At 46.7% G+C, this 24,097-nt stretch carries 20 protein-coding genes; 10 read left to right on the top strand and 10 right to left on the bottom strand.

The window, feature by feature from the left end; genetic code table 11:
- Nucleotides 1–363: 363 nt before the first annotated feature.
- From fre to trxA, 6 genes are all read right to left on the bottom strand, one after another.
- The gene (gene fre / locus R8O10_RS22220; protein ID WP_005382872.1) at nucleotides 364–1,077 is read right to left on the bottom strand and encodes an NAD(P)H-flavin reductase; all 714 of its coding nucleotides are present in this window, start codon (nucleotides 1,075–1,077) and stop codon (nucleotides 364–366) included.
- Between the two features lie 14 nt (nucleotides 1,078–1,091).
- Nucleotides 1,092–1,361, bottom strand: a complete 270-nt coding sequence (locus R8O10_RS22215; RefSeq protein WP_009696789.1) for a 2Fe-2S iron-sulfur cluster-binding protein — start codon at nucleotides 1,359–1,361, stop codon at nucleotides 1,092–1,094.
- Nucleotides 1,358–3,211 carry a 4-hydroxy-3-polyprenylbenzoate decarboxylase gene (gene ubiD / locus R8O10_RS22210; protein ID WP_318191741.1) on the bottom strand — a complete coding sequence of 618 codons (1,854 nt, stop codon included), beginning with the start codon at nucleotides 3,209–3,211 and terminating at the stop codon, nucleotides 1,358–1,360. The genes R8O10_RS22215 and ubiD overlap by 4 nt, the downstream gene beginning before the upstream one ends.
- Nucleotides 3,212–3,302: 91 nt before the next feature.
- Nucleotides 3,303–4,295 carry a hypothetical protein gene (locus R8O10_RS22205; RefSeq protein ID WP_318191740.1) on the bottom strand — a complete coding sequence of 331 codons (993 nt, stop codon included), beginning with the start codon at nucleotides 4,293–4,295 and terminating at the stop codon, nucleotides 3,303–3,305.
- Between the two features lie 105 nt (nucleotides 4,296–4,400).
- Nucleotides 4,401–5,660 carry a transcription termination factor Rho gene (rho, locus tag R8O10_RS22200; protein WP_005378757.1) on the bottom strand — a complete coding sequence of 420 codons (1,260 nt, stop codon included), beginning with the start codon at nucleotides 5,658–5,660 and terminating at the stop codon, nucleotides 4,401–4,403.
- Between the two features lie 196 nt (nucleotides 5,661–5,856).
- On the bottom strand, nucleotides 5,857–6,183 hold the full coding sequence (trxA, locus tag R8O10_RS22195; RefSeq protein WP_004745500.1) for a thioredoxin TrxA: 327 nt from the start codon (nucleotides 6,181–6,183) through the stop codon (nucleotides 5,857–5,859).
- 111 nt (nucleotides 6,184–6,294) lie between these two features.
- Here trxA and rhlB point away from each other — a divergent pair, with 111 nt between their 5' ends.
- The 3 genes from rhlB to R8O10_RS22180 all read left to right on the top strand — a co-directional run bounded on the left by rhlB (nucleotide 6,295) and on the right by R8O10_RS22180 (nucleotide 10,956).
- Nucleotides 6,295–7,626 (top strand): ATP-dependent RNA helicase RhlB, encoded by a 1,332-nt coding sequence (gene rhlB / locus R8O10_RS22190; protein WP_318191739.1) that lies wholly within the window; start codon nucleotides 6,295–6,297, stop codon nucleotides 7,624–7,626.
- Between the two features lie 20 nt (nucleotides 7,627–7,646).
- A complete protein-coding gene (gene gppA, locus R8O10_RS22185; RefSeq protein WP_005382885.1) occupies nucleotides 7,647–9,140 on the top strand; it encodes a guanosine-5'-triphosphate,3'-diphosphate diphosphatase in 1,494 nt (497 codons plus the stop codon).
- A gap of 172 nt (nucleotides 9,141–9,312) precedes the next feature.
- The gene (locus tag R8O10_RS22180) at nucleotides 9,313–10,956 is read left to right on the top strand and encodes a sugar nucleotide-binding protein (RefSeq protein ID WP_318191738.1); all 1,644 of its coding nucleotides are present in this window, start codon (nucleotides 9,313–9,315) and stop codon (nucleotides 10,954–10,956) included.
- Between the two features lie 223 nt (nucleotides 10,957–11,179).
- On the opposite strand, the gene R8O10_RS22175 is transcribed toward R8O10_RS22180, so the two are convergent.
- From R8O10_RS22175 to recQ, 3 genes are all read right to left on the bottom strand, one after another.
- Nucleotides 11,180–11,854, bottom strand: coding sequence for a 7-cyano-7-deazaguanine/7-aminomethyl-7-deazaguanine transporter (locus tag R8O10_RS22175; RefSeq protein WP_005378770.1), 675 nt, complete (start codon nucleotides 11,852–11,854; stop codon nucleotides 11,180–11,182).
- A 234-nt stretch (nucleotides 11,855–12,088) separates the two neighbouring features.
- Nucleotides 12,089–12,394 (bottom strand): DUF3630 family protein, encoded by a 306-nt coding sequence (locus R8O10_RS22170; RefSeq protein ID WP_005378772.1) that lies wholly within the window; start codon nucleotides 12,392–12,394, stop codon nucleotides 12,089–12,091.
- A gap of 9 nt (nucleotides 12,395–12,403) precedes the next feature.
- Entirely contained in the window at nucleotides 12,404–14,239 is a 1,836-nt protein-coding gene (recQ, locus tag R8O10_RS22165; protein WP_005451195.1) for an ATP-dependent DNA helicase RecQ, read from the bottom strand.
- Between the two features lie 178 nt (nucleotides 14,240–14,417).
- On the opposite strand from recQ, the gene rarD reads away from it, so the two are divergent.
- From rarD to ggt, 4 genes are all read left to right on the top strand, one after another.
- Nucleotides 14,418–15,335, top strand: coding sequence for an EamA family transporter RarD (gene rarD, locus R8O10_RS22160; RefSeq protein ID WP_005378774.1), 918 nt, complete (start codon nucleotides 14,418–14,420; stop codon nucleotides 15,333–15,335).
- Nucleotides 15,336–15,406: 71 nt separating this feature from the next.
- A complete protein-coding gene (locus R8O10_RS22155; protein WP_017633800.1) occupies nucleotides 15,407–16,204 on the top strand; it encodes an AraC family transcriptional regulator in 798 nt (265 codons plus the stop codon).
- Between the two features lie 91 nt (nucleotides 16,205–16,295).
- Nucleotides 16,296–16,955, top strand: a complete 660-nt coding sequence (locus tag R8O10_RS22150) for a LysE family translocator (RefSeq protein ID WP_017633799.1) — start codon at nucleotides 16,296–16,298, stop codon at nucleotides 16,953–16,955.
- A 111-nt stretch (nucleotides 16,956–17,066) separates the two neighbouring features.
- Nucleotides 17,067–18,833 carry a gamma-glutamyltransferase gene (gene ggt / locus R8O10_RS22145; RefSeq protein ID WP_318191737.1) on the top strand — a complete coding sequence of 589 codons (1,767 nt, stop codon included), beginning with the start codon at nucleotides 17,067–17,069 and terminating at the stop codon, nucleotides 18,831–18,833.
- 819 nt (nucleotides 18,834–19,652) lie between these two features.
- Here the strand turns inward: ggt and uvrD are convergent.
- Nucleotides 19,653–21,827: a DNA helicase II gene (gene uvrD, locus R8O10_RS22140; protein ID WP_005378778.1), complete on the bottom strand. Its 2,175-nt coding sequence runs from the start codon at nucleotides 21,825–21,827 to the stop codon at nucleotides 19,653–19,655.
- A 281-nt stretch (nucleotides 21,828–22,108) separates the two neighbouring features.
- Between uvrD and R8O10_RS22135 the strand changes: the two genes are divergently transcribed.
- From R8O10_RS22135 to R8O10_RS22125, 3 genes are all read left to right on the top strand, one after another.
- Nucleotides 22,109–22,369, top strand: a complete 261-nt coding sequence (locus R8O10_RS22135; RefSeq protein WP_005378779.1) for a DUF2282 domain-containing protein — start codon at nucleotides 22,109–22,111, stop codon at nucleotides 22,367–22,369.
- A 99-nt stretch (nucleotides 22,370–22,468) separates the two neighbouring features.
- A complete protein-coding gene (locus tag R8O10_RS22130; protein ID WP_213883939.1) occupies nucleotides 22,469–23,341 on the top strand; it encodes a DUF692 domain-containing protein in 873 nt (290 codons plus the stop codon).
- The gene (locus R8O10_RS22125) at nucleotides 23,338–24,096 is read left to right on the top strand and encodes a DNA-binding domain-containing protein (RefSeq protein ID WP_318191736.1); all 759 of its coding nucleotides are present in this window, start codon (nucleotides 23,338–23,340) and stop codon (nucleotides 24,094–24,096) included. Before R8O10_RS22130 ends, R8O10_RS22125 begins: the two co-directional genes overlap by 4 nt.
- The last annotated feature ends 1 nt before the right edge of the window (nucleotide 24,097 follow it).

Here is a 24,097-nt window from a genome sequence, read left to right as displayed (position 1 = left end):
TGTTTCCGAAGAAACTATTTGGATTATCATCAACGAGTGCCCACACAGATTGATAGGTCTATATTGTTAAAGAGCTTGCTTTGCGAGAAGTTTTTCTCTCAAAGCGGAGGTGCATTCTAGCGATTTAATTGACAGTGTCAAACACTTTTTCAATTTTATTTTTCGTAGAAGCTTTCACCTCTCCGACCTTGCTGAAGCCTTATCGCGTCTGCCGTGTCGGTGGATGCGCATTATAGGGAACTCAGATCCGTTCGCAACCCTTTTTTGAAAAAAAATGGAAAAAAATGACTGTTCGATGACTATTTCATCAAAAAAGCAAAAAAGAGGGTAAAAAACCCTCTTTTTCTGCCTTAAAAGCCGTATTTAAATGAATGCGTACGCGTCTGCGAACATACGTTCGCTCTTCGCTTTCTTGTTCTGAGTGAACTGTTCACGTGCTGCGCCAGCCATTTCAAAACGACCTGCAATATAGATATCGTAGTTTTCTAAGCTTTCGAAATCTTCAGCTACAGCTTGTAGCACGTTACCAACTTTACCTTGCCAGTCTGCAGGAGCTTCTTCTACTACTGGCACAAAGTGAACATTGGCAAACTTGTCGGCAATCTCGACCAGTTCGTCTTTAGCATAAAGCTGGCAGTTATCGCGCGCCCCCCAATATAAATAGATAGGATTGGTTTTATTCTGCGCTACGCAGTGATCCAGAATCGAGCGAACGTAACTGAAGCCTGTACCACCAGCAATTAATAATAATGGGCGTTCGCTTTCTTCTTGAACCCAAGCATCGCCATGTGGCGCATCAATTTCAATCTGACCATCAGTTTCAAGCGCCGCTTGCATTGCCTCGACAACTTCTTGTGCATAAGCGTTGTGTTCCGCCGCACCGATGTGCAGTTCAAGTTCACCTTCATGACGACAAGGGCTGCTTGCGATAGAGAAAGGACGTTTGTCTTTTTCACCCATCACCACCATTAGGTACTGACCCGCTTTAAAAGGCACTGGTGATTCTGGGTGAAGAAGGATTTGGTAAGTATTACAAGCTAACGGCTGAATAGACTTTACTTTACATTGGATGGTCATGGTGTTCCTCTCGCTTACTCGTCAAAAGTAAGCACTAAATTACTTTCTGTATAGGCTTGGCAAGGGAATATCCAACCTTGCTGTTGCTCTTTTTCGGTTAGCATCGGTTCGAGGTGATAGCTCACCTCGCCCGTTAGCTTTTTACACATGCACATGGCGCAAGCGCCAACTTGGCAACGGTGCGGGAAGCGAATATTGTTGTTGAGCGCAGCTTCCAACACCGTCTCCCCTTCTTTTACTTGGAACGTAACGTCCATTGGTAGAAGGTGGACTTGATGACTCATAGAATACCTAACTGGTCCCAAATCTCATCGACTTTAGCCACAAGTTTAGGATCTTTTTTGATAGGCGTACCCCACTCGCGCGTGACTTCAGATTCGAACTTGTTGGTCGCATCCAGTCCTAATTTGGATGAACTCTCAGTCTTACCAAGCACTTGAATCGTGTCTCTATCTGGGTCCATTCGAGTTGTCACCGCCCAAATGATGTCATTCCAATCTCGTGCATTAACGTCATCGTCGCACAAAATGATGAATTTGTTATCCGTGTACTGAGCAAAGAAGAACCATAGATGTTCCATCAATTCTTGGGATTGACCAGCTTGGTCTTTCTTCATAGTCACGACTGCAAATTGGTTGTTTGCTGTAGCCGGTAGATAGACGTCAACAATCTCAGGGCGTTGCTGTTTCAACTCATTCAGTTCTGCTTCGGTAATCGCTTTGCTGTCTCGCTCAGTGACCTCGGTTCGCGTCGCCAGCTCGGCATCCCATTTAATGGTCGCATCCAAGCCCATTTTGGAGCCAAGCCCAACCACAGGTGAAGCAAAGTCGAGCGAGTCGATTGGCGTGTTATCTATCATCAAGGTATCACGTACAGGATCCATATGCTCTGACATGGCTTTCACGACATCATTCCAATCTCGTGCGTTTACCGATTCATCGCACACAATAACAAACTTGGTATACATGAATTGACGTAAGAAAGACCACACGCCCATCATTACGCGCTTGGCATGTCCTGGGTACTGCTTCTTCATGGTGACGACGGCCATTCGGTACGAACAACCTTCTGGCGGTAAGTAGAAGTCTTCAATCTCTGGGAATTGCTTTTGCAGAATCGGCACAAACACTTCGTTTAATGCCACACCCAATACAGCTGGCTCATCTGGCGGACGACCAGTGTAGGTGCTGTGATAAATGGGCTCTTTACGCATAGTAATGTGCGTAATAGTAAATACGTGGTGCTTTTCTTTTTCGTTATAGTAGCCAGTATGGTCACCGTAAGGACCTTCATCAGCAAACTCGTTCGGGTCGATATAGCCCTCCATCACGATTTCCGCGCTTGCTGGCACTTCCAAATCATTGCTGACTGACTTCACGACTTCCGTTTTGCTTCCACGTAGCAAACCTGCAAATGCGTATTCCGATAGCGTATCTGGCACTGGTGTTACTGCGCCAAGAATGGTTGCTGGGTCTGCACCAAACGCGACCGAAACTGGGAAAGGTTTACCTGGGTTGGTTTCCATCCAATCGCGCAGATCAAGCGCACCACCACGATGGGCTAACCAACGCATGATGATTTTGTTCTTGGCAATTTTCTGCTGACGGTAAATGCCTAGGTTCTGACGTTTCTTATTTGGACCTTTGGTTACGGTTAAGCCCCAAGTAAGCAGCGGCGCTACATCTTCTGCCCAGCAGCTCATTACCGGAATTTTATCCAAGTCGACTTCATCACCTTGCCAAACAATGTCTTGGCATGGTGCTTTACGTAAACGCTTAGCCGGCATGTTCAATACTTGTTTGAACACAGGCAGTTTTTCTAAAGCGTCTTTGAAGCCTTTTGGTGGCTCAGGTTCTTTTAAATAAGCCAGCAGCTTACCGACTTCTCTTAATTCTTTAACATCTTCACGTCCCATACCGATTGCGACACGCTCTGGTGTACCAAACAGGTTAGTCAAAACAGGTACGTCGTAGCCGATTGGGTTCTCAAACAACAGCGCAGGTCCACCAGCACGCAAGGTGCGGTCGCTGATTTCTGTCATTTCATAAGCGGGATCGACAGGGTGAGTGATGCGTTTAAGTCGACCTTTCTGTTCTAGGTGGTCGATAAATTCGCGTAAATCCTTAAAACTCATAGGCCTTCATGCTGGCTGATTAAACTGTCCGCAGTATAACAAATAGGAGGACGCTAAGATCCTCCTATTTTGTGTGGGTATGTGAGCCAGATTACTTTAATACTTGTTCAATCTGCCGAGTCTTTACCTGATGGTTCGAAGATACTAACTCTTCCAACCAGGTTTGATGCCCTTGTTGAGCAAGCTCTCGAGCAACCATGGTTGCTTCTTCTGATAACGCCATTTTTCTAACTAGAAACTGCTTTACTTGCGGAGATAGAGGGTTAGATTTTGTAAGTAGACTAATAGCTTCTGGCTTGAGTGATGGGTTAACTGTGGCATTCATCAATTGCTGAATGGAAAAAACGTCTCCAACCGCAGCTAAACGCTCAAGTTCGGACTGGCTGTTGTAATCAGCTTTCATCCGCCAGAGTAAGTTGTACACTTCCTCATCCTGACTAACTTGTGCCAACCTGACTATCACGGCCGTCGATGGTAACCAACTGGTCACATTTGCTTTGGTTAACTGGGCCGTTAATGCAGCAAGCGCATTGGGTGATAAGCTGTCTAACTCTCGAATCAAAAGCGCTTCACGTGCTTGAGCTTGTTGAGATGGCCCTGTAAGCCATTGCTTTAAGTTAAGCTCTCTTCGTTCAGCTTGTAAGACAAAGTCCAAGGTACTTTGGTCTTGTTTCCAACGCTTAATCAAGCGACTCGCAATAACGGGAAAGTTAAAAGCGGGTACACTAAATTCATACCCATCACCTCGCTCTAACACTTGATAAGTCGGGGTCATACGGATCTGGGACTCAACAAACAGAGCCATTCGAGGCGTGAGAATTACATCTTGCTTTTCAAGCTTTTCCAATAATTGAAAGCGCACCACCTCTTGTTGAGGCAAAGCAAGTCTATCAAGGGCAAATTTAAGCGAGTCGACTTCATCTCTGACAGCGTAATCAAGCAGTTCAGAGACTTTAGCCTGTATTTGAGTATCCTGAAGCCACTGCTCTACTACAGACTCATGCATTTCCTTGGCAGATAATGTCGCAGGTAGAGTGATAAGTGACAAGCTCAGGAGTAATGACGACAACATTCCTTGTTGCATGTTAACCTCCCGATAACATTTCCTTCATTCTGATACTTCTATCGGGAGAAAGCAATAAAAAAGCCACCGATATACGGTGGCTTTTCGCAGAATGCCTATTTGAGACTATTGACGACGCATCGCATCGAAGAACTCATCGTTGGTCTTCGTCATCGCTAGCTTGTCGATTAGGAATTCCATTGCGTCGATTTCGCCCATTGGGTGAACGATCTTACGCAGAATCCACATCTTCTGTAGTTCGTCAGTCTTCGTCAGTAGCTCTTCACGACGTGTACCTGAGCGGTTGAAGTCAATCGCAGGGAATACACGTTTCTCAGCAATCTTACGGTTCAAGTGCAGTTCCATGTTACCTGTACCCTTGAACTCTTCGTAGATAACTTCATCCATTTTCGAACCAGTATCTACTAGTGCCGTTGCGATGATAGTTAGGCTGCCGCCTTCTTCTACGTTACGTGCAGCACCGAAAAAACGCTTAGGACGATGTAATGCGTTTGCATCCACACCACCAGTTAGTACTTTACCTGATGAAGGCACTACGGTGTTGTAAGCACGAGCTAGACGAGTGATAGAGTCAAGCAAGATAACTACGTCTTTCTTATGTTCAACAAGACGTTTTGCCTTCTCGATTACCATTTCCGCTACTTGTACGTGACGAGATGCTGGCTCATCGAAAGTCGACGCAACCACTTCACCTTTAACTAGGCGCTGCATCTCAGTTACTTCTTCTGGACGTTCGTCGATAAGAAGAACCATCAACTCACACTCTGGATGGTTGTACGCGATGCTTTGCGCGATGTTTTGCAGAAGCATTGTTTTACCCGCTTTAGGCGGAGCAACAATCAGACCACGTTGACCTTTACCGATTGGCGATGCCAAGTCTAAAACACGTGCTGTAATGTCTTCTGTTGAACCGTTACCACGCTCCATAACCATGCGCTCATTCGCATGTAGAGGGGTAAGGTTTTCAAATAGGATCTTGTTACGGGCGTTGTCTGGTTTATCGTCGTTAACGGTATTGACTTTTAGAAGGGCAAAGTAACGTTCACCGTCTTTTGGTGGACGAATTTTGCCAGCGATAGAGTCACCAGTACGTAGGTTAAAGCGACGAATCTGACTTGGTGATACGTAGATATCGTCCGGACCCGCAAGGTATGAACTATCTGCACTGCGTAGGAAACCAAAGCCGTCTTGCAGAATTTCCAGAACCCCATCGCCAAAGATGTCTTCGCCGCCTTTCGCGTGCGCTTTTAAAATCGCGAAGATGATGTCTTGTTTTCTTAAGCGAGCTAGGTTCTCTAATCCTAAGCTTTCGCCCAGTTTTACAAGGTCAGACACAGGTCTGTTCTTCAGTTCGGTAAGGTTCATGGTGGTGGATTCTTGTTTAGTCAAAATAAGATCTGTTTTCTAGTTAAGATGGATTTGGTCTCAGGATCGACCAAGAAGAGAAATTTGTTCAATTAACGCGCGATAAGTTAGCACTAATTAGTATTCTAGTCCAGAGTTAGAAAAACAAAACCGTGCATTGTAACTTTGCACGGTTTTATCTGTAATCACTTGGTGATTATAAGTTTGCGTCTAGGAACTCTTTCAGTTGAGTTTTAGACAGAGCACCTACTTTCGTTGCCGCTACGTTACCATCTTTAAATAGTAATAGCGTTGGAATGCCGCGAATACCAAACTTAGGTGGTGTACCTGCGTTATGGTCGATGTTTAGTTTACCGATAGTGAGTTTGCCTTCGTACTCGTCTGCGATTTCGTCCAAAATAGGAGCGATCATTTTACAAGGACCACACCATTCTGCCCAAAAATCCACTAGAACCGGGCCTGCAGCGTTGATTACATCGTTTTCAAAACCGTCATCAGTTAGCTGCAAAATCTTATCACTCATCTTCCACTCCAATGTGTTTTTCGAAACTGGTTGGATGATAACCAGTAATTAGATGCCCTATTGGAATGTATTTACTTTCGTATTGCAAGCTTTAGCTGATATTCTATAGCCATGAAAAAGACGCATATCACAGAGCAAAAGTTCGCCGATTTGGGCTTAAAGCCCCAAGTTATTGAAGGATTGGACAAAAAAGGGTTCGAATTTTGTACCCCTATCCAAGCCTTGGCGTTGCCGGTCCTGCTCACCGGCCAAGACATCGCAGGCCAGGCCCAAACGGGTACTGGTAAAACGCTCGCGTTTCTTACTGCTACGTTCAACCACCTTCTGACGACTCCGGAACATGAAGGTCGTAAGCCTACACAGCCACGCGCAATTATTATGGCGCCTACACGTGAGCTCGCTATTCAGATTTACAATGATGCAGAATCATTAACTGAAAGCACAGGTCTAAAAACCGCTCTAGCTTACGGTGGTGAAAGCTACGACAAGCAACTTGCGAAACTGCAAGACGGCGTAGATATTCTGATCGGAACAACAGGCCGTATCATCGATTTCTACAAACAGCGCGTATTTAACCTCAACAACATTCAAGCTGTTGTTCTGGACGAAGCCGACCGCATGTTCGATCTTGGCTTTATTAAAGACATTCGCTTCTTGTTCCGTCGTATGCCTGAGCCAAAAGAGCGTTTGAACATGCTGTTCTCAGCAACGCTCTCTTACCGCGTTCAAGAACTAGCATTCGAACACATGAATACTCCTGAGCATGTCGTTGTCGAACCAGAACAAAAAACTGGCCACCGTATCCAGGAAGAGCTTTTCTATCCTTCGAATGAAGACAAAATGGCGCTGCTTCAAACACTAATTGAAGAAGAGTGGCCAGATCGCGCTATCATTTTTGCCAATACCAAGCATAAGTGTGAATCGGTTTGGGGTCATTTGGCTGCCGATGGACATCGTGTAGGCCTTCTTACTGGCGATGTACCGCAGAAGAAGCGTGAGAAGATTCTTGAGCAATTCACCAAAGGTGATGTCGACATCTTAGTTGCAACTGACGTTGCAGCGCGTGGTCTGCATATTCCTCAGGTAACGCACGTTTTCAACTACGACCTTCCTGACGACTGTGAAGATTATGTTCACCGTATTGGCCGTACTGGTCGCGCTGGTGCGAGCGGTCATTCGATCAGTTTTGCTTGTGAAGAGTACGCGGTTAACCTACCAGCAATCGAAGAATACATTGAGCATACAATCCCAGTTTCAGAGTACGATTCGTCGGCACTGATTCAAGATCTACCAGCTCCGATTCGTATGCGTGCACCACGCAACCAACAGCGCCGCACGAATACTGGCGGTACCCGTTCTGGTTCTGGTTCTGGTTCTGGTAACCGTAAGCCGCAGGGACGTCGTCCACGCCAACCGCGTCAATCGGCACCAAAACAATCGTAATAGGAAACTGAGTTCGTTTTATGAGTCAAGCAGGATCATCACCGCTATATGCCGCCATCGACCTCGGGTCGAACAGTTTTCACATGCTCGTTGTGCGTCACATCGATGGCAGCGTTCAAACAATGGCTAAAATTAAGCGCAAAGTTCGTCTAGCTGCGGGCTTAGATGAACATAATTCTCTTAGTATGGAAGCTATGCAGCGAGGATGGGACTGCTTAAGTCTATTTGCGGAACGCTTGCAGGACATTCCTAAACAAAACATTCGCATCGTCGGTACTGCAACATTACGTACCGCGACCAATGTAGATGTGTTTTTAGAAAAGGCTAACCAAATTCTAGGCCAGCCTATCGAAGTGATTACTGGTGAAGAAGAAGCTGCCACTATCTATAAAGGTGTCGCTCACACCTCTGGCGGTAGTGGTCGTCGCCTTGTAGTCGATATCGGTGGAGCAAGTACCGAACTGATTATCGGTGAAGGTTTCGAAGCCAAAGCACTGACCAGCTTAAAAATGGGCTGCGTGACTTGGCTTGAAAACTTCTTTAAAGATCGCCAATTGAATGCTCGTAACTTTGATGCGGCAATTGAAGGAGCGAAACAGACCATTCAGCCGATTTTAGAACGTTATACAGAAATTGGTTGGGATGTGTGTGTTGGTGCATCAGGCACTGTTCAGGCATTGCAAGAGATAATGCTGGCGCAAGGCATGGACGAAGTAATCACTCACTCCAAACTCAAGCGTCTACAGAAGCAAGCCATGTTGGCCGACCATTTAGAAGAGCTCGATATTGAAGGCTTAACACTTGAGCGGGCATTAGTGTTCCCTAGTGGCCTCTCTATTTTGATTGCCGTTTTTGAATTGCTTGAAATCGATGCTATGACACTCGCTGGCGGCGCACTACGCGAAGGCTTAGTGTATGAGATGGTTGAAGAGCTTCGCCAAGAAGACATTCGTGCCCGCACTATCGCTAGCGTACAAAATCGCTATCAGCTCGATCACCAATACGGCGAACAAGTCGCTACTCTGGCACACACGCTTTTACAGCAAGCTGGGGGCGATGAGTGGATTACAGAGCCTCAGGGCAAGATATTACTCGAGACCGCCGCAAAACTGCATGAAATTGGTTTAACTATCGATTTCAAAAAAGGCGGAGAGCATAGTGCTTACTTGCTGCAGAATTTGGATCTGCCTGGTTACACGCGCGCGCAGAAGTTCTTTATTGGTGAAGTGGCTCGTCGCTATCGCGAACAGCTCACTTCTTTACCTGAGCAGCATGCATTATCAGGCTCAAGTGCCAAACGAGTATTGAGACTGTTGCGTCTTGCGGTTCTACTCAGCCATCGTCGCAATCCTGATCTAGAGCCAAATGTGACTCTAACGGTTGAAGGCGACAATCTAACGTTACACATTGATGCGCAATGGCTAGAGAAAAACCCACTGACTGCGGCTGAGTTGGAAATTGAATCCAACCGTCAGACAGACATCGGCTGGCCATTAAATATCGTAGCAAAATAAGCGAATATCACTGCCTTACAATACTAAAGCCCAGGCGTTCGCTTGGGTTTTTTTGCTTCTACTTCCCCTACAAAACGTGCTGCCCAGCAAAAATCTCAGCTTCTCCGCTCTACATCGAAAAACAGCCATGCTTTATTGATAAGCACGATTTAGCCAACCAAGATGCACCATAATGAAAACCGTTTTAATGACTGGCTTAACTGGCACCCTCGCCCCTAAAGTTGCTCATCAGTTCCACCTCCGTGGCTGGAACGTATTGGAATGGAATCACCACCAAATCCCACCAGATGATCCACAGCAAAGTGAGCAATTTTGGCAACAGCACCACATTGATGCGGTGTGCCACATGGCGATGGGGAGTGAAGCGTGGGCAGCGTGGCTTGGTGAGCACTGCAAACAGCGCAACATTCCTTATCTTTTTGTCAGTACAGCAATGGTATTTGATGCCACAAAAAATGGGCCTTATGGCATCTTTGAAGAAAGAAACACCCAAGATGAATACGGCAAATACAAAGTTCGTTGTGAAGATGCAATCTGGCAAGCAAACCCAGATGCGATGATTGCTCGAATTGGTTGGCAGCTCCATCACCAAGCAGAAGGCAATAACATGTTGGCGCATCTCGACCGCCAATATGAAGAGAACGGCGTTATTACCGCTAGTACAGTTTGGTATCCCGCGACTTCTCATATGGACGATACTGCACTCGCCTTTTTGCAGCTTATTGAGCGGAACGAAGCAGGTTTATACCATTTTGATAGCAACTTAAAGGATAAGTGGAATTTCTACGAACTCGTTTGTGCACTCAAGCAGCATTACAACAAGCCATGGCAAGTGCTGCCAAGCAATGATTATCACCATGACCAACGTCTAACAGATGAACGAATTGCCTTGCCGCCATTGAGTGAACGTTTCAACAAGCCAGAGCAAATCAAACAAGCTGGCATCATAGGAATCAACTGGGGACGCACGCACATTCCCCACTATCGAAACAATGGTGTATCGGTCACAACGTTATGCGCCAACCAAATAGAACCGCTTCAGCAAGCGTGCAGTGAGGAAGCAATCCTAAAGGCAGAAACGAACATCAGCGCACTCAAACAACTCGATGTCGGGACCATCGCGACACCTGCGCATACTCATGCAGAGATCATAAAGACGTTAGGTTCAACCAAGCTGATTTGTGAAAAGCCATTGGTGGGATTGAATTCCGACATCACTCACTGGCAGCAACCGAACTCCAACCTATTGGTTAATTACGCCTTTGCTCAGCTAGAGACCGCCAAGACGATAGAGAAATGGCTCACCTCGCAAACCCAACCTTGTGTGGTCAATCTAATCACCCAAGTTAACCTACCGGGCACCTTCACACTCAAAGAGTGGTTTCTTGAAACAGCCAGTCACCCTATTTCTTGGTTGCTGCACTGCTTCGGAGACTACTCTCAGTCAACACTGATTGAGGAAAACGGCCAACTGATCGTTGAGCTGCAATGTGGCGACCACCAGCTAAGATTTGTATTTGAATTAACCGGTGAGCCGGGCATCGAGCACATTTTAACGATTCAATCCAACCAGACCTTAACCAGTAAAGGCTACTACCGTGTCGGCGAAAAATGGCGTTTCGAGCCCATTCTCGTTAATGGCAACGCGATAAATGATGGAGAGTACAGCGAATCTGATTGCTGGCAGGACGCCAATCAACGCAGTGTCGGTTTGATGCTGGCGATGTTCAATCAAAGCATCAGTTGGGAGAACGGCCTGCAACTTGGCGCCTTCGATGCGCAAAAAGCCATTTTGATTGAGAAGATGCTCCGTTAGCCATTTCACCAACTAGCTTCCTCTACGTTCCGTAACTTCGATAAAAAGGTCTCACTCGGGACCTTTTTTATTACTCCATTTTTACCTTTGTACAGCTTAGGGAGCTTTTGGACACCCATGATCTAATTACTCCCCATGCTGTACAAAACCCTCTAACCCCAAGTAAACAGGCACAAAAAAGCCGCTTGATTTGAGCAAGCGGCTTTCGGGGTTCCCACTGATATTAAGACTGAACGCTTGTGGTCACCTTAAAGTCAGGGTTCACCGCAGTCAGCTTCTTAATTAGGTAATTCAGTAGTACGCCATACATAGGAACGAACAAACCAAGACTAATAATCAGTTTGAAGCCGTAATCCACCAGCGCGATTTCCGTCCAATGCTCAGCCATAAATGGATCTGGGCTTTGGTAGAACGCAATGGCGAAGAAAGCGATGGTATCAAGTGCATTACCGAAAAGCGTTGAACACGTTGGTGCCACCCACCATTGCTTCATTTGACGTAGGCGGTTGAACACATGCACATCCATGATCTGACCAAGTAGGTACGCCATGAAGCTAGCAATCGCGATACGAGCAACGAATAAGTTAAATTCCCCTAGGTGGCCAAAACCTTGGAATTGACCTTCGAAGAACACCACCGATAAGAAGTAAGACACTGCCAAAGCAGGCAACATCACTAAGAAGATGATCTTACGTGCCAACTGAGCACCGAAAATACGCACAGTTAAGTCAGTCGCTAAGAAGATAAATGGGAAAGTGAATGCACCCCAAGTGGTATGGAAACCGAAGATAGTAAACGGTAGCTGAACTAGGTAATTGCTAGATGCAATAATGACTAGGTGGAATAGAACCAGATAGATAAGGGCGTTGCGCTGCTGCGCAGGGGTAAAGTTACTCATGCGATACCTTTTTAGTTTGGTTTGGGGGTGAGGGAACCCAAATCGAGTCACTGAATAAAGTGGCTCTTACCAACAATGTAAAATGAAAAATAAACTGGCTTGGCTCTTTCTGAGCGAAGCGGTGGGCGATTATACATTAACCACTTTTCGCCGCAAGTCGTCTGTTTGACGCAAACGTTTAAGCATAAAAAAGGGTGTTTCATGTGAAACACCCTCTCTAGAAAAATTCTATTTTTAGAAGCCGCGCTGGAACAACCCTGCAAGATAATCCAACTCTTCCCTGCTCTCTTCAATCGCTAACGCTTCAAACCAAATCGCTTCGCTGTAATGCTCTGCTTTCATAAACAGTCGGCAACCTTCAAAGTCAATCAACCAAGAGTGAATGTCCGCATCCCACTGTTTTTCCACCACAGTAGCAGAAAGCAAGCCGACTAAACGCTCACCTAAAGCAGGAAAGCTATCAAGGTCAAAGCTCGGCGCGGTAATGATTAAGCGCCCTTCTTGTGCCATGTAATCCGCTAAGCCAAATTCCTTTTGCATCTTGGTTCCTTATCCGTGGTGAGTAATGTGTTCTTGAATCAAATCGAGGAATGGATCGGCGTACTTCTCTAGTTTGCGCTGACCAACACCGCTGACTGCAAGCATTTCGCCGTAAGACGTTGGCAGAATTTCCGCCATATCAATCAGAGTCGCGTCACTGAAGACCACGTATGGTGGCAAACCATCTTCATCAGCAATCGACTTACGCAGCTTACGTAACTTAGCAAACAGCTTTTTGTCGTAGTTCTTGCTGGTCAGTTTGTCCGACTTCGCCGCACGTGCTGCGGTGTCTAAACGCGGAACCGCTAACTCTAGGGTCACATCGCCACGTAGCAGCGGACGCGCTTCTTCGGTAAGTTGCAGCGTTGAGTTACGCGTGATGTTTTGGAACAGCAGCCCTTTGTGGATTAACTGACGGAAGATACTCACCCAGTAATCGTGGCTGTGGTCGCGCCCTATCGCGTAGGTAGAAATCTTATCGTGGCCGTTTTCACGTACACGAATGTTTTGCATGCCACGTAGCACTTCCACCACGTAGCCCATACCAAAGCTCTGATTCACTCGGTACACACAAGACAACGCCTTACGCGCTTCTTCCGTGGCATCAAAGTGTTTCGGTGGATCTAAGCAAATATCACAGTTGCCACATGGCTTCTCACGATACTCACCAAAGTAATTCAATAGCACCTGACGACGACAAGTCTGCGCCTCAGCAAAGGCACTCATCGCATTCAGTTTGTGGGTTTCCACCTGCTTCTGTGGACCATCGTCTTTCTCATCCAACATACGACGCAGCCAACTGATGTCCGCTGGGTCATACAACATCATCGCTTCCGCAGGCAAACCATCACGCCCTGCACGACCCGTTTCCTGATAGTAAGACTCGATGTTGCGCGGGATATCAAAGTGAACCACAAAACGCACGTTTGGTTTGTTGATGCCCATACCGAATGCCACGGTCGCCACTACAATTTGGATGTCATCACGTTGGAAAGCTTCTTGAACGTAAGCGCGCTCATCAGCATCCATACCTGCGTGATAACCAGCAGCACGAATGTGGTTGTTGCACAGCTTCTCGGTCACCATCTCAACTTTCTTCCGGCTACCACAATAGATGATGCCGCAATTCCCCTTTTGGGTTTCAAGATAACGAACGATTTGCGAAACCGGCTTGTGCTTCTCAACTAAGTTGTAGCGAATGTTAGGACGGTCGAAGCTGCCTAGGTAAACCTCTGGATTATTCAGTTGCAGACGTTCAAGAATATCTCGGCGCGTTGCGTCATCTGCGGTCGCCGTCAGCGCCATAAATGGCACATGGGAAAACTGCTGCTTAAGTTGACCAAGCGCGGCGTATTCTGGACGGAAGTCGTGTCCCCACTGGGAAATACAATGCGCTTCATCGACGGCAATCATCGATAGCGGCAAGTTTTCCAAGCGCTCAATGAAATCACGCATCAATACGCGTTCTGGCGAGACGTACACCAACTTAAGATGACCAGTGTGCATGCGGTTATACACGCTGAGCAGTTCTTCACGAGGCATGGTCGAGTTAATGCATTCAGCCGCTACACCGTTGGCTTTAAGCTGGTCCACTTGGTCTTTCATCAGCGAAATAAGCGGAGAAATCACCAAAGTAATACCAGAGCGAACCAAAGCAGGGATTTGATAACACAGCGACTTACCGCCACCAGTAGGCAGGATAACTAAGCTGTCGCGACCTTCTACCGCGGCGTCAATCACCAACTGCTGACCATCACGGAACTCTTGGTAACCAAACACATCCTCCAACACACGTTGAGGCGTTACAGGCGAGTCTGATTGTTCGGCTAACAAGGTAGAGGTCATGAAAAATCTCAGATTGGGTCTTAAAAAAGAGGTGCTTATGCATACCACTGGCACACAAAGTGAGGGCACATTGTAATGGGGTTTCATGGTGAATAAAACCGCAAATTGTTAGGTGTTTCGCATCACGACTCGTATACTGATTTTCTGCTCTATAAAACACACAATTAGGTGACACTTCATGACACCAGAAGACGAACAACAACGCGCGCGGCAAGGCATCTTGCTAGCGATTGGCGCGTATACCATGTGGGGCATTGCGCCGATGTACTTTAAGTCCATCGCACAAGTATCTCCTTTGGAAATTCTAAGCCACCGAGTGATATGGTCTTTCTTTTTGCTTGCTGCACTCCTCCATTTTGGCCGTCACTGGCGCTCGGCTTACCACATCGCGAAAGACAAAACGAAAATCGCTTACCTGATCGCAAGTTCCATGTTAATTGGCGGCAATTGGTTGATTTTCATTTGGGCGGTAAACTCGAATCATATGCTCGACGCCAGCTTAGGTTATTACATTAACCCACTGATCAACGTCTTACTCGGGATGGTATTTTTGGGAGAGAGACTGCGTAAATTACAGTGGTTCGCGGTTGTATTGGCAGGTTGTGGCGTACTCGTTCAACTGATTGTATTTGGCTCCGTACCTGTTGTTGCGATGGCGTTAGCAATGAGCTTCGGCTTTTATGGCTTATTAAGAAAGAAAGTCAGTGTCGATGCAAAAACTGGCTTGTTTATCGAGACATTACTTCTACTGCCAGTGGCCGCTGTTTATTTGCTTTTTATTGCCGATACACCAACCTCAAATATGCTTACGAATCCGCTTACGTTAAATAGTTTGTTGATCGCGGCTGGGGTTATAACAACCCTGCCACTGCTGTGCTTTACGGGTGCAGCAACAAGACTCAAATTATCGACTTTGGGCTTTTTCCAATATATAGGCCCAAGCTTAATGTTTTTACTTGCAGTATTGATGTATGGCGAACCCTTTACCATGGATAAAGCGATCACTTTCGTCTTTATTTGGGGAGCACTAGTCGTGTTTAGCTTTGATGGATTACGTAATAACCGTCGCTCACGCCGAATCGTTCAGCCACAGTGATCGTTTTTTACAAGACAAGTTAGAAATTGCCAGATAAGCTTGGTCATAATGTGACCAAGCTTTTTTATTTAATGGAACATATTCAGTACTACGCAACCGACCATGACAACTTGAGTCTAATAGAGGCGAAATACCAGAAATTTGCTTTTCAAAGGCATTACCATCTGGATTTTCATCTCGGCCTGATCACGCATGGTGCGCAGAAGTTCCAATACCAAGGTAACAGCCACCAAGTTGGTCACGGGCAAATTGTGATTATGCCGCCGGATGAGCTGCACGACGGGCAATCTAAGCTCGAGAGTGGCTACGAAGTAAATGTGTTTGCGATCGAACCTCACCTATTGAGCGATCTAGCCGATCTTAAGAAAAACGGTCAAATAATACACTTCAACGAACTGATCATCTCGGATCCCCAGATATTTTCACAACTTAGTAACTTACACGGGCTACTTCGTCGTGAAAACCTCAGCCAACTCACTAAAGATTGCCTTCCTTTTGAAGGATTTAACCAACTTTTTGATCGCTACGGATCGCTTGAGCGACAAAAAGTGGTGCCGCTAGGAAACCAATCGCTTGGGACGTTAAAAGATTATCTAATGGCTAACCTTGACCAAGCGGTGCGTTTGGATTCACTTTCAGAGCTGTGCCAACTGAGCCCAACTCAGTTCCAGCGCCACTTTAAAGCGCAAACCGGCATGACGCCTTATGCGTGGTTCGCACGCCTGCGCCTTGAACAAGGCATGAAGTTACTGCAAGCTGGTCAATGTGGTACCGACGTCGCCCACCAGATCGGTTTCTACGATCAAGCGCATTTCAGCAAAGCGTTTAAACAGACCTACGGCGTTTCCCCTTCTCAAGTGGCTCGTTAATTTCATTTACCGAGAAAGCTGTCAGTTTTTTACAAGCGCCACAGGTGACTTACCACGACAATAGCCGCATTGGTTAAATTTGAGATGTGTTATGAATGAATCCACCATATTGCTGACACTCGCCAGCATTCACTTTATTGCCCTAATGAGTCCAGGTCCGGACTTTGCGCTGGTCGTACAAAATGCGACGCGTCATGGTCGTCAAACTGGCTTGTACATTGCGTTGGGATTGTCCGTCGGTATTTTGCTGCACTCTTTGTTCAGCCTGACAGGTGTGAGTTTTGTCGTCCACCAGCACCCAGTGCTGTATTCCGTGGTACAACTGCTCGGTGGTAGTTACCTGCTCTACTTAGGAATTGGCGCATTGCGTGCCGTGATCTCGATGATCCAAAACCCACAGACGGATCAACCTAAGAAGCAAAATAACCTAGTGATCAGCAATAAGCGTCAAGCGTTTGCTAAAGGGTTTGCGACCAACATTCTTAACCCAAAAGCCCTGGTGTTCTTTGTCAGTTTGATGTCGAGTTTAGTCCCAGCAGGTATGTCGATTACTGGCAAAGGTATTGCACTGGTCATCCTGTTTGGCTTGTCGCTATTCTGGTTCTCTAGCCTTGCATGGATGCTGTCGACACAGCGCTTACAGCGTAAATTGCAACAAGCGGGTATCTACATCGACGGTCTATGCGGCGTGGTATTTACTCTAGTGGGCGGCAGTATTCTATACCAAACTATCAATACTTTTATCGGATAAAGTACTGATTTAAAAGCGTAGCACAATCGACATTTCTAAGATTGCTGACTCGACGTGACTCTCCATAACTGCCAAGCTCAAAGCACAAAACTGGCAACATGGAGAGTCATCATGCATTGGACGTTCAACCGACTCGTGACCACGGGTCTTTTTCTTACTTCCCCACTAATCTTATCTACCTCAGTCTTTGCTAACCAAGCAGCAGATGCGGTTGCGCCGGAGCACAGCACTGGCTTCGAGCAAAAACAACTGGTCAAAGCGAAAGATTATATGGTTACCGCTGCTAACCCAATTGCAACCCAAACTGGTGCGGATGTTATTGCCCAAGGTGGTAATGCTATTGATGCTATGGTTGCCGTGCAGCTGATGCTGGGCTTGGTAGAACCGCAATCATCAGGTATTGGTGGTGGCGCCTTCTTAGTGTATTGGGACAGTGAGAAACAAAAACTGACTACGTATGATGGACGCGAAACCGCACCGCTCGCCGCGACGCCGAAACTCTTTTTAGACGAAAAAGGACAACCCCTACAATTTTACGATGCGGTTGTCGGCGGGCGCTCCGTTGCCACTCCTGGTACAGTGAAACTGCTGTGGGACACACACCAGAAATACGGCAAGTTGGAATGGAAGAAGATCATCCAACCCGTGATTACCTTGGCTGAGCAAGGTTTCGAAGTCAGTCCTCGCCTCGCGAGTCTGATTGAGAAAGATGCTAAGCGCCTATCACGCTTCCCTGCGACTAAGGCTTACTTCTTCAATCCAGACGGCTCACCAAAAACCGAAGGCACGTTGTTGAAGAACCCTGAATACGCGCAAACTCTGACGGCAATTGCAGAACAAGGGGCAAAAGCTTTCTATCAAGGCGATATCGCCACAGACATCATCAAGACAGTACAGAATGCACCGGGCAATCCTGGCGTTTTGGCACAACCTGACTTTGATGCGTTCCAAATCAAGCAACGTGAACCGGTTTGTGCGGCTTACCAAAGCTATGACATCTGCGGCATGGGACCTCCTAGCTCTGGCGCATTGACGGTTGGACAGATTCTTGCGATCACCGAGCAATACGATCTTAAAGGTTGGGGAGCCGAAAGCGCGAAATCATGGCAAGTGATCGCCGACGCGTCTCGCCTTGCGTTTGCGGATCGCGGTAAATACATGGCTGACCAAGATTATGTGCCAATGCCAACCGAAGGCTTGCTTGATAAAGACTATCTCAAACAGCGTGCTGAGCTTATCCAAGTCGGTAAAGCCTTGAGTAAGGTTGACGCCGGCAATCCTCCTTGGTCGCACGCGATGAACTTAAGCATGGACCAATCGATCGAGCTGCCTTCCACCAGCCATTTCAATATCGTCGATAAGCAAGGCAATGTAGTTTCAATGACAACAACCATTGAAAATGCTTTTGGCTCACGCTTGATGGTACGCGGCTTCTTGCTCAATAACGAACTGACCGATTTCTCTTTCCGCACGCATCAAGATGGTGTGCCAATCGCGAACCGCTTAGAACCGGGAAAACGCCCACGTTCATCCATGGCACCAACCATTATGATGAAGGATGACAAACCTTACATGGCAATTGGCTCACCGGGTGGCAGCCGCATTATTGGTTACGTCGCACAAGCCATTATCGCCCACACGCAATGGGATATGGACATCCAGAGCGCGATTAATCAGCCACGATTGCTGAACCGTTTTGGCACCTTAGATATTGAGCAAGGTACCGCCGCAGAGGGCTTACAGCCTGCTCTGGAGAAGATGGGTTTTAAAACTGATGTTCGGGATTTGAACTCTGGTCTGCATGCGATACGCATAACAAAAGACGGTCTTGAAGGCGCTGCGGATCCAAGACGTGAAGGTGCCGCTATCGGGCAGTAAGAGTCTTTCGCTCGACCCCTTGTGCGAGATCTCTCACAAAGGGTTGAGCAAACCTCTCTTTTTTAATGATAAAACCGTACAGCAAAGATCATAAGCCATTGAATTTAATACTCATGTATCTTTTTTGAACGCTAAGAGAGTTAAAAAATGTGAGATTAGCCCGTTGTTGGAAATCGTTAAACACGTAATATTAAACCTGTCGGAAGGATGCTGACACGGAACAGGAAACACCACGGACTTGGTGAACTTCAGGAAGAAGAAACGGTTATTCAGGATGAATAGTCGGGCATGGATTGCAAAATTGGACATTGAACGGAATCAATAGTGACTAGGATGGTTGCTACTAAGGACGGGAAATGGACACCTCTGGACGAGGCAAGGATTTGAACATCAGGATGATGTCAGGGACACCGCTCAGGGAACAAGTGATGAGAGCTAACGAGGATAGTTAGCAGACCAGGATAAGGTCACTAAGGACACCGCTAGGAAGGCGACGTAAGGATTAAGCTGACGGATTCAGCACACTATCATGGATTAGATGCATGGAGCACTCTTAGTAGCTGGATTGCTGCGAGTAAGACTATAACCCCGATGGGCGCAAGCCCTCGGGGTTTTTCTTTGCCTAAAGTTTTTCTCAGTAGATCTGCTGAAAACAGGCATTCACCCACAACGCCCACCTTTCACTTCAAACGGCATCGTTAAGTCGCGCTTTTGTACTCCATTTATCATTCCATTTTTTACTGCGTTAGCGACACCAAAACTGTACAAACAAAAAGAGCCGCCGAAGCAGCTCTTAAGTTGATGAGTTTTGGTCAAGCCTTACAGTTTCTCTAGTCGTGCGTAAGCAGTTACCAACCATTTGATGCCTTCACCGTTAAAGGCAATCTGTACACGGCTCTGTGGACCACTGCCTTCGAAGTTGATGATGGTGCCTTCACCAAACTTTGGATGCATCACACGAGAACCTAGCGTAAAGCCGGTTTCATTAAAGCTCTCTTTCACAACAGTTTGGCTAAATCGACCACTGCTTGAAGGACGGCTAACTTGCGCCTTCATTCGTACTTCATCTAAACAAGTTTCTGGCAGTTCACGGATAAAGCGAGACGGTTTATGGTATTTATCCTGACCGTACAAACGACGCATTTCAGCATAAGTGATGTACAGTTTCTGCATTGCACGGGTCATGCCTACGTAACACAGACGGCGTTCTTCTTCTAAGCGCCCTGCTTCTTCTGCCGACATTTGGCTTGGGAACATGCCTTCTTCCACACCGACCATAAACACCAATGGGAACTCTAGACCTTTCGCACTGTGTAATGTCATGAGCTGAACCGCATCTTCAAATTCGTCCGCTTGTCCTTCGCCCGCTTCTAGTGCTGCGTGGGTTAGGAATGCCGTCAGCAGTGACATGTCTTCGGCTTCTTCTGGTTTCTCGAATTGGCGAGTTGCGGTCACCAATTCCTCCAAGTTCTCAATACGTGCCTTAGACTTTTCGCCCTTCTCTTGCTCGTACATCGCGAACAAGCCCGAGTATTTAATCACATGGTCAGTTTGGTGATGCAGCGGCATCTCTAAGGTGTCGTCTTCTAGCGCGGTGACAAGCTCGATAAAACGGCTCAGAGCACCAGCAGCGCGACCAGCAAGAACCTTCTCGTCCAACATTGCCACACTCGCTTCCCACATGGTGCAACCACGATCACGAGCCGCAAAACGGATGGTTTCAAGCGTCTTATCGCCCAAACCACGCGTTGGCGTATTCACCACACGTTCAAACGCCGCATCATCGTTACGGTTGGCAATCAGACGCATGTAGCTCAAGGCATCTTTGATTTCCTGACGTTCGAAGAATCGCATGCCGCCATAGATACGATAAGGCAGACCGGCTTGAATTAACGCTTCTTCCAGAACACGCGACTGGGCGTTGTTACGGTAAAGCATCGCAGCGTCATTCAGAGCACCGCCCTTGTCTTGCCACTCTTTGATTTTGTTCACCGCAAAACGGGCTTCATCTAATTCGTTGTAAGCGCTGTAAACCGAGATAGGCTCACCGACCACGCCATCCGTCCACAACTCTTTACCCATACGCTCGGTGTTATTCGCAATCAGGGTGTTAGATGCTTCCAGAATGGTCTTAGTGGAACGGTAGTTTTGCTCAAGACGAATGGTATTCACGCTTGGGAATTCGAGCGTAAACTTCTCAATGTTCTCGACTTTTGCACCACGCCAACCATAAATCGACTGGTCGTCATCACCTACGATCATCACGTGACACTCAGGACCCGCCATCATACGTAGCCAAGCATATTGAATGTTGTTGGTATCTTGGAACTCATCCACCAAGATGTGCTTAAAGCGTGCTTGGTAGTGTTCACGAACGAACTTGTTATCACGCAGTAGCTCATGTGCGCGCAGCAAGATCTCCGCAAAATCGACTAAACCAGCACGGTCACACGCCTCTTGGTAAGCGGTGTACAACTGTAGATATGTCTTGGTCACTGGATCATGGTACGCATCAATGTGCGACGGACGCAGACCTTCGTCTTTCTTACCGTTAATCCACCATGCCACTTGGCGTGCAGGCCATTGCTTCTCATCGAGGTTTTGCGCTTTGATCAAACGCTTTAGCAGACGCTGCTGGTCGTCACTGTCAATGATTTGGAAATCTTCCGGTAGCTTCGCATCAAGATAGTGTGCACGCAGAATACGGTGACAAATGCCGTGGAAAGTACCATTCCACATACCGCCTGCACTGCCCATCATTAGCTCTTCGATACGTCCACGCATCTCTGCCGCCGCCTTATTGGTAAAGGTTACCGACATAATTGAAAACGGAGAAGCTTGCTCGACCGACATCAGCCAAGCGATACGGTGAACAAGAACGCGTGTCTTACCACTTCCTGCGCCAGCAAGAACGAGCAAGTTTTCTAGAGGTGCTGCAACGGCTTCACGTTGTTTATCGTTCAAACCGTCGAGTAATAGAGATGGATCCATCATGATGAGAGCTACTGGTTATTTATACATAAAAACCGATTATAACCTAAACAACCGGGTGCTGTTTAGACAAAACTTGATAAAAAAATCGATGTTTTTTTGCCCAACACATCAATTAGTTATACCTATTTGACCCTGCAAACCCATTTACTTCAGAAATTTTTCTGAAAGTTTTTTAGCCAGTTTCCTATCTTTTAAGTTAAGCAAGTTGATAACAAAAACGCCAAAACAGGTGATTCATCTTGCCAACTTAAAGTAAAGGAAATCATTCAGAGGAATTTATTATGAAAAAGTCGAATCTAGCTGTTACTGCTGCTGTTACTGGTCTTCTAGCTCTTGGTGGCACAATGCTAACTGCAGCTCCAGCTGTCGCTGCTGAAAAAGAAAAGTGCTATGGCGTTTCTAAAGCAGGTAAAAACGACTGTGCAACAAAAAGCAGCTCATGCGCTGGTACTTCTAAAGAAGATAACCAAAAAGACGCATTCGTAGTCGTACCAAAAGGTCTTTGTGACAAACTCGCTGGCGGTAGCACTTCTTCTTCATAATCTTTTATCGCTAGCTATTGTGAGGATGCGTTGACGCTCAACCAACGCAAAGCCAAGACGCATCCTTCTCTTCCCGCACGATTTGAAAAGGAGTTTCACGTGAAACACCACACCTTCCACGACCTTGTTGGAGTTGGATTAAGAACCCCTCACCTCGATTACTTTAGCCAATCCCAGCCTGAGTTGTCTTGGTTAGAAATCCACAGTGAAAACTATTTCCAACCCAATGCAACAGAGCGCCATCAGCTACAAACGCTTCGCGAGCAATATCAAATTAGCTGCCACGGTATTGGTTTGTCGCTAGGTTCGGTGGAACGTGTTAGTCAAAAGCATCTTGCGCAACTTAAATCACTGATTGACTCAATCGACCCAATTCTTGTTTCTGACCATTTAAGTTGGAGTGAAAACGGCGGTCACTACTTTAATGACCTGCTTCCACTTCCGTATACGGAAGAAGCGCTCAACGTGTTCACTCGTAACGTGAATGAAGTGCAGAATTATTTGCAACGCGAGATCTTGATAGAGAACCCATCTAGTTATGTGAAGTTTCAACATTCGACCATCAGCGAATGGGAGTTTCTTACCGAAGTGCAAAAGCGCACTGACTGTCGTTTATTGCTCGACTTAAACAATGTTTATGTTTCGGCGTTCAACCACGGTTTTGATTGCGACACATACCTAGATGCGATTCCAGCCGACAAAGTGGATGAGATTCACTTGGCAGGTTTTACCATTAAACAACTCGACAAAGGTGAGATATGGATTGATACCCATAGCCGCCCGGTTAGCGATGAAGTTTGGCAGTTGTTTTCACAGTGGACAAAAAAACACGGTCCACGTCATACGTTGATTGAATGGGATTTGGATATCCCCGCGCCAGAAGTCTTATTAGGAGAAGCACAGAAAGCATCGCTACTGCTGTTGCAAGGCACACTTCCAAGTGAACAAAGCGAACCAAGGAAGGCATCATGAATCTAGCCACCTTACAAAGCCAGTTTGCTAAAGCCCTACACTATCAAGCACTCGGTGAAGATTGCGATATTGCCAGTGATACGTTTACCGCTGATGAACGCATGCAGATTTACCGCAATAACTTTATCGTCAGCTTAAGCGAGGTGTTATCCGCGACCTACCCGATGGTTGAAGCGCTGCTTGGTGAAGAATGCTTTGAACAGATATCTCGCCAGCATGTTCTTTCTTACCCATTAGAAGAAGGAAATGTGGTGCATTATGGCGAAGGCTTTCAAGACACCATCATGCAGTTCAGTCAGGTGATCGCACAAGCACCTTACAGCCCTGAAGTCGCACGCTTCGAGTGGCATATCGACCTAGCTCGTCAAGCACAGTATGAACAATCCAATGCAGCGGAATTAAAACCGCTTGCGTTACTTGGCGAAGTGAGTGAAGAGCAACAACCCGCTTTAGTCTTACACCTTAAAAAGGGCTGCCGCAGCTTTGACTCCAACTACGCAGTATTCGATCTATTTAGTGCGATTCAAACTGGGCAATTCGAACAACTTAATATCAACCAATTACAGCAAGGTGTCATCTCGATTCAAGCCAATGGAGAAGCCTTGTGTCACGCACTCGATGCCGATGTGTTCCAACTGCTGCAATGTTTAGAGCAGAAGCAGAGTTTGAGCGAAATACCTGACGTTTTACTCGCTCATCTCAATCGCATCATGGCACTCGATATTGTTGACGGCTTTACATTGCAATCAATCTAAG

The organism is Vibrio sp. 1727, from assembly GCF_033344415.1.
GTDB lineage: Bacteria > Pseudomonadota > Gammaproteobacteria > Enterobacterales > Vibrionaceae > Vibrio > Vibrio alginolyticus.
This window is presented reverse-complemented; position numbering and strand designations above follow the sequence as displayed.